A 709-nucleotide genomic window follows, 5' to 3' on the forward strand; every position below is an offset into this window, starting at 1 on the left:
AGCAAACGGGTAGGATTACGTATGCTAAGGCGAATGTCAGCGGAATCGGGAATAACAGAAGCCGCGTTAATTCTGCCAATCAGTGAAAAAGCAGTCCAGCCAATGAAGAGTGCCGCAAGAACAATGAGCAGAGTTATTATAAATCTTAAAAATTTTTTTGGCTTTCCTGATATCGAAGTATTACTCATATAAAAATATTAAGTTATTATAAAGAAAAAATAAAGCTTTTATAAAAAAGCCTAACGCCCCTAAACACGCCGTTATTCTCAAACTTAAGTAATCCTGTCAAGATTTCGGCTTATCAGATTGATGTCGATTTCCGGATTCTGACGAGTTAGCGGCAGACTTGGCGAAAACTAACGCCTGTAATATGCCCATAATATAATCCTGTTGCTCTTCATTGAGCAATGAAAAGTTTTTACAAACCTTTTCAAGTTTTTCTTCCTGAATCATCCAACCCTCAATAGAATACTCTGTATGTGAGAATATTATACTATTTTGTGAGAATTGTAAATACTCAAATTGTAAATATCAACATTGCATAGTGAGTGGTTTTGTCGTATGATATGGATATGACTATAAGCAAACGCATAAGACACATACGACAGACGCTCAATATGTCGCAGGTAGAATTTGCGAAAGCAATCCATATAAGCAACGGGTATATTGCGGAACTTGAATGTGAGCATCGAAAGGTCAACGACCGTAT

The 709-nt window shown here is 36.7% G+C and carries 3 protein-coding genes; 1 reads left to right on the forward strand and 2 read right to left on the reverse strand.

The window, feature by feature from the left end; genetic code table 11:
- Window positions 1–188: hypothetical protein (locus ACYVRA_RS07840; RefSeq protein ID WP_461252179.1), on the reverse strand; the 188-nt coding region annotated here is incomplete at its 3' end.
- A gap of 97 nt (window positions 189–285) precedes the next feature.
- Complete coding sequence (locus ACYVRA_RS07845; RefSeq protein WP_461252180.1) at window positions 286–453, reverse strand: hypothetical protein; 168 nt, start codon at window positions 451–453, stop codon at window positions 286–288.
- A 119-nt stretch (window positions 454–572) separates the two neighbouring features.
- Between ACYVRA_RS07845 and ACYVRA_RS07850 the strand changes: the two genes are divergently transcribed.
- Window positions 573–709 (forward strand): helix-turn-helix domain-containing protein (locus ACYVRA_RS07850; RefSeq protein ID WP_461252181.1); only part of this gene is annotated, 137 nt, incomplete at its 3' end.

The sequence above is a fragment of the Treponema sp. R8-4-B8 genome (assembly GCF_054786175.1).